This window comes from Lachnoclostridium sp. Marseille-P6806, assembly GCF_900625025.1.
Taxonomy (GTDB): domain Bacteria; phylum Bacillota; class Clostridia; order Lachnospirales; family Lachnospiraceae; genus CAG-791.
This window is the reverse complement of the sequence record NZ_LR130574.1, coordinates 556710-562778: the sequence shown is the minus strand read 5'-3', so window position 1 is coordinate 562778 and position 6069 is coordinate 556710. Positions and strand designations below refer to the sequence as shown.

Here is a 6069-nt window from a genome sequence, read left to right as displayed (position 1 = left end):
AGCCGAAGAAACGAGGACGGCCGAAAAAGGAGCCACAGGAACAGAAACCGAAGTGTCCGAGAGGACGTCCACGGAAGAATCCCTGATCTGTCGTTACTCTATAGTACGGCAGATTGGGAAACCTTTATATTGAATGATGAAGGTGAATGCAGTATGAGCCTTACCGTGAATATCTATTACACAGGCATCAACGGCAACGCCAGAAAATTTGCCGAGGAAATGGAGTCAGAAGGAATTGCGGCGGCGATTCGTGCGGAAGGCGGAAATGAGCGCTATGAATATTTCCTTTCGATGAATGATACGGAGACAGTTCTCCTGATTGACAGTTGGCGCGATCAGAACGCGCTTGACGCGCACCATGCGTCTCCCATGATGGAGCGTCTCGCCGGACTTCGGGAAAAATACGATCTTCACATGCGGGTGGAGCGATATCTGTCTGTCGGGCTGCCGGAGGGCGAGGACCGGTTTATCCGCGGATAAAGACCGCGGATAAACCGGAATCCTGCACGGCGGTCTGTGCATCAAGATACGGGATGCCCCGGAAGTCGGCGCAGCATAGTTACTGTCAGCTTCAGCGGCGCAATGTATTTCATGACATCTTGACGGAAGCCGTATTCATCTGCGCTTGCCAGATCCGAGTCATAAAGCCGTCGCAGATGCACCGCCCGAGCGGTTCCGCGAAAGAGCTGAAAAGCTTCGGATCGGTCTTGGCAATCCCAAAATCCTTATCAATAATGACTTTCACATATTTCGTGATCTGCCCTTTTTTGTGATTTTATAGTTTCTTCAAACGCTTCTGCAACGCCTGTGGCCCTGCTTTATCCGCAAAATTATGGAAAATACGGTATCTATACAGACGCGGCATGAAATAAAATTCAGGATATTTGCGAGGCTACTTATGTCGAATGCCTTTTCCTGCCTGCGGCAGCGCATGCGGTGAAGAGAGGGGTGGAGGATAGAAATTCCACCGGCTGTGACAGCCGGTTCTTTTTTTATGCCCGCGCGGCAGGCGGGAAAAGGCAAATTATGTAAAAGGTAAAGACGTGCAAAAAAAAGGTAGAAAATAAAGTGGAGAACAAAGGATGGGAAAGATAACATATTCTACATAAAAAGTTCGGAATACGGATGAAAATAATGAAAATTAGTCGGAGAAGGAGGCGGTTTTTTGAATAATTCATGTGATATTGCACGGAATCGCAGGAAACTGCGCAAGCAGATATGTCGATATCGCTGGATCTATTTTTTGATGATTCCAGTCATGGCGTACTACATTATTTTCAAATATATTCCCATGTACGGTGTAGTCATGGCGTTTCAGAACTACAACGTATTCAAAGGGATATTCGGCAGCAATTGGGTGGGCTTCGATGTTTTTGTCAAGATTTTTCATAATTCCAATTTCTGGCTTGCGATCCGTAATACTCTGGTGCTGAATTTTCTGACTCTGGCAGTGAACTTCCCTCTTACCATCATTGTCGCTCTAATGCTGAATGAAGTGATGAGAACCCGCTTCAAGAAGCTGGCCCAGTCCATCCTGTACCTGCCTCATTTTGTCTCATGGGTTGTGGTGGCCGGCATTGCGGTGAATATGTTTTCGCAGCGGGATGGCACCATCAATCTTCTGCTCGGCTCTCTGGGAATTGCCAATGTCCCGTTTTTGAGCAGTGACAAATGGTGGATATTCACCTATGTGATCAGCAATGTATGGAAAGAGGTCGGCTGGGGAACCATCATCTATTTGGCGGCTTTGACCGGTCTGGATGAATCACTGTATGAGGCGGCGTATCTGGATGGGGCGTCAGAATTTCAGAGGTTAATCTATATCACGCTTCCGTCCATCAAATCGGTCATTGTAACCATGCTGATCCTGCAGGTCTCCAGAATGATGTTCATCGGTCTGGATGCACCGCTTCTTCTGGGCAACGACAAAGTCATGGGCGTCGCCGAGGTGATCAGCACCTATGTGTACCGTCTCGGCATTGAGAACGCAAAGTACAGCGAGTCGACCGCTATCGGTCTGTTTCAGTCGGTGGTCAATATACTGATCCTGTTTTCGGCTGACCGCTTTGCAAAGGGCATAGGAGAAGAGGGGATTTTATAGCATGGAGGTGATGAATGAAAAAGCGAAAGAGGATTACGCCGGGAACCGTGCTTCTGTATCTGACATTGTCCGCGTTGGTGTTTATGTGTCTCTACCCATTCCTCAATGTGGTGTCCTATTCCCTGAGCGGGTATAATGCAGTGCTCTCCGGCAGGGTAACGTTCTTTCCGATGGATTTCACACTGGAGGCCTATCGGCAGATTCTTGGCAAGGTGCAGATATGGACGGCCATGCGGGTGACGGTGTTTGTCACGCTGATGGGTACGCTCTGCGGGCTGGTGCCGACGATCATCGCGGCGTATGCCCTTTCCCGGAGAGACCTGCCGGGACGGAAGATCATGGCGGGATTGATTCTTTTCACCATGTATTTCAGCGGCGGCATCATTCCGACCTTTCTGGTGGTGAAGAGACTGGGAATGTATGACCATCTGACGGCTCTGTATATTCCGCAGGCCATCAATGTGTTCAATTTCATCGTTATGAGAACATTTTTTCGCCAGCTCCCGGAGAGTCTCGAAGAGGCGGCAAAAATAGACGGGGCATCCGATATCGGGGTGCTGACCCGGATCATCCTGCCGCTGTCGGTTCCGATTATCGCAACCATCGGACTGTTCTATGCGGTTCAGTACTGGAATGGCTACTTTGATGCGCTGCTCTATATACAGAGTCCGGATAAATATACGCTGCAGCTCAGACTGCGGAGCCTGCTGTTTGCGGATGAACTGAACAACGCCGGCGCCAACACCGAGGGGATCGGGACACAGGTGATGACTCAGTCGCTGAAAATGGCCTGCGTGACAGTTTCGACCATCCCGATTCTGGTGGTATATCCGTGGCTGCAAAAATATTTTGTAAAGGGTGTAATGCTTGGTTCCGTGAAAGGATAAGCGGAAATAAAATCAGCTGATAAAAAAGAAAAAGGAGGAACAGATTTCTATGAAAAGGATGAACATGCTGAAAACCGTGGCGGTGATCACGCTGCTTTCCCTGTCTTTGTCTGCCTGCGGAAGAGGCGGTAGCGGGAATTCTGCCGGCGCCTCAGGGAACGGTGCGGGCGGCAGCACCGGCGGAGCGGCTGAAAACGGGGAGTCTTCCGGGAATGAATACAAGACGACCTATGGCGATAAGCAGTTTGACAATGTGACGATCAAGGTAGAGCTTTTTGACAGAAGCAATGCGCCGGGGGGGACCACTCTTCTGGATAACCGCTGGGTGAAATATGTGAACGAGCAAATGAACAAGGTCGGCATTCAGGTGGAGTTCGTGGCGGTTCCCAGAGCGGATGAGGTTCCGAAGATGCAGACCATGATGTCCTCGCAGTCGGCTCCCGATATCACCCTGACCTATACCTACTCGCTGGCAGAGGATTATTTCAATCAGGGCGGAACTTGGGATCTGTCGGAGTTTATTGACGGAGAGGATCAGGCCAGAAATATAAAGGCGTATATCGGAGAGGACGTTCTCGACATTGGAAGAAATCAGGACAACAAGCTGTACGGCATTGTTGCAAGGCGCGCCACCACGGCGAATACGAATCTGTTTATCCGGAAAGACTGGCTTGACGAGCTGAATCTTCCGGTGCCGACGACGGTCGATGAGCTATATGCTGCGCTGGAGCAGATCGTGAAGAATAACCCGGATGGAAGAAAGGATGTCATCGGAGTCTCTTTCTACGGACTGAATGACGCAACCAATGATGCAGCGATACGGAATACCATGTCGCTGGCATTTTCTAAGCTGGCCTCCGATCCCAGGGAAATTGCCATTTCCAGCGGCGTGGATTACTACTACGATCCGGGGTACAGGGATTATCTTAAGTTTGTCAATAAATGCTACAACAACGGTCTGATGGATGAAGAATACTACACCATGACCACGGATACCTATAACAGCGACATTGTGAACGGCGCGATGTGCTTCTTTGAAAGCAACGTGGGATATAACGTGGATGTGCTCAGGGGCTCTCTTCTGAATACCCTGCAGGAGAATGATCCCGATGCCGATCTGGTGGCGATTCCACCGCTCAAAAATGTAAACGACGGTGAGACCTATGTCACGGAATACAGCGCAGGAGGTTTGATTGCATTCTGTCCGAAGACGGCGGACGCAGAGACGGTGGAGGCCTGCATGACATATCTTGACTGGCTGTGCACAAAGGAGGGAGGCTTTGTGATTTATCACGGTTTCGAGGGTGAACACTACAAGCTGAACGAGAACAATATCCCCGTGGTCATTGACTCTCAGTTCAACGCAGAGGATAAGGACTGGATCCGGACCGACCTTTTCCTCACTGGAAATCAGGGATATTTTGAGACGGAGGAGGACTTCAATGTCTGTACTGCGGCGGAAAATCCAAAATATTCGCAATATGTGCTGGATGATTATAAAAATTCCGTGGCCGGCACAAGAATTTCTTCCGGCTCGTACACCTCCCCCTCTACACCGGATCTTAAGACGGATATCGGTCTGGTCCGCTCTGAATGGATCGTAAAATGTGTGACCTGTCCGGAGAGCGAATTTGACAGCAATTTTGATAAATTCATCAAGGCGGCGGAGGATGCCGGCGTGGAGACCATCGTCGAGGAAAGAAAAGCATATTTTGATGAGATATTCGCGGAGCAGTGACGTACTGCGGCAGAGCAGGAGAGAATGGTGTGAAAAATTACGCAGACGCGATGATTTTTCACAAGGTGATTTGTACCGAAGCTCAAATCGCCTTTGATTGCAGCCGCCAACCGCCTGCGCGGATTTTGCGGCGCGTGCTTCGGCATGGTGATAAAAATGATCAATGTTGCAATTGTCGGAACCGGTAATATTTCTAATCTTCATATTCAGGGACTGCTGTGCTTTCCCGATCGATGCAAAATCGTTGCTCTCTGCGATATTTTTCCGGAAAAGGCAGAAAGAATCAAGGAAAAATACGGGCTGAGAGAGGCGCAGGTGTTTGACGATCATGAAGCGATGCTGAGGGCGGGCCTGCCCATCGACCTTGTGCATGTGTGCACGCCCCCCTCCTCTCATGCAAAGGTTGCCATACATGTTATGAATGCGGGCTGCCACACGCTGGTGGAGAAACCAATGGCCCCCAGCCTGATCGAGTGCGATGGCATGCTGAAGGCCGAAGCGGACAATAAGGTTGTCATGGGATGTATCGCGCAGAACCGCTTCCGGAACAGCATCAGCAAGCTGAAAAAGGTTCTGGACAGCGGTCTTGCCGGTAAACTGCGCTGTGCGCATATCAATTCCCTGTGGTGGCGGGGACACAGCTACTATGATCTTTGGTGGAGAGGAACATGGGAGAAAGAGGGAGGCGGCCCCACTCTGAATCATGCGGTTCATCATATCGACATGCTGAACTGGTTCCAGGGGGGACTCCCTGTGGAGGTCAGCTCCATGCTTGCCAATGTCATGCACGACAATTCGGAGGTCGAGGATCTCTCCTTTGCGGCGCTTCGCTACCGGGACGGCTCGGTTGCCGAGGTCACGAGCTCGGTGGTGCACCACGGAGAGGAACAGGGACTTGTCCTGCAGGCGGAAAAAGCCAAGATTGCGGCGCCGTGGTCGTGCGCCGCAGAACTCGCACAGCCGAACGGCTTCCCCGCCGCGGGGCACAATCCGGAGCTGATGAAAGAGCTGAATGCGTATTATCAGAGTCTGGAGGATCTGAAATACGAGGGACATACAGGCGAAATTGACGATGTCCTCTCGGCTCTTGAGCAGGGGAGACGCCCCATGATTACCGGGGCGGACGGCAGAAGAACGGTGGAGCTGATCACGGCCATTTATAAGGCGGGCTTTGAAAAGTGTACGGTTTCCCTGCCGATTGACCGGATGGATGAGTACTATACACTGGAGGGCATACAGAAAAATGCCACGCATTTTTATCAAAAAAGCAGGAGTGTGACGAATCTGGACAGCGATCAGGAAATCAGCGTGGGAAATTATTCCTGATGTGGCAGGGGACAGAT

Annotated in this window: 5 protein-coding genes; all 5 read left to right on the top strand. The window is 50.7% G+C overall.

All coding sequences use genetic code 11. From position 1 onward, the window contains the following. The first annotated feature begins 153 nt into the window (after nt 1-153). Nucleotides 154-480, top strand: a complete 327-nt coding sequence (locus E0E20_RS02420) for a putative quinol monooxygenase (RefSeq protein WP_130836506.1) — start codon at nt 154-156, stop codon at nt 478-480. 778 nt (nt 481-1258) lie between these two features. Next, the gene (locus E0E20_RS02415; protein WP_242622616.1) at nt 1259-2101 is read left to right on the top strand and encodes an ABC transporter permease; all 843 of its coding nucleotides are present in this window, start codon (nt 1259-1261) and stop codon (nt 2099-2101) included. Between the two features lie 14 nt (nt 2102-2115). Continuing rightward, nucleotides 2116-2988, top strand: a complete 873-nt coding sequence (locus tag E0E20_RS02410; RefSeq protein WP_130836453.1) for a carbohydrate ABC transporter permease — start codon at nt 2116-2118, stop codon at nt 2986-2988. Nucleotides 2989-3037: 49 nt separating this feature from the next. Continuing rightward, nucleotides 3038-4726 carry an extracellular solute-binding protein gene (locus E0E20_RS02405; protein ID WP_130836452.1) on the top strand — a complete coding sequence of 563 codons (1689 nt, stop codon included), beginning with the start codon at nt 3038-3040 and terminating at the stop codon, nt 4724-4726. A gap of 156 nt (nt 4727-4882) precedes the next feature. Beyond that, nucleotides 4883-6052 carry a Gfo/Idh/MocA family protein gene (locus tag E0E20_RS02400; protein ID WP_130836451.1) on the top strand — a complete coding sequence of 390 codons (1170 nt, stop codon included), beginning with the start codon at nt 4883-4885 and terminating at the stop codon, nt 6050-6052. Nucleotides 6053-6069 lie beyond the last annotated feature (17 nt).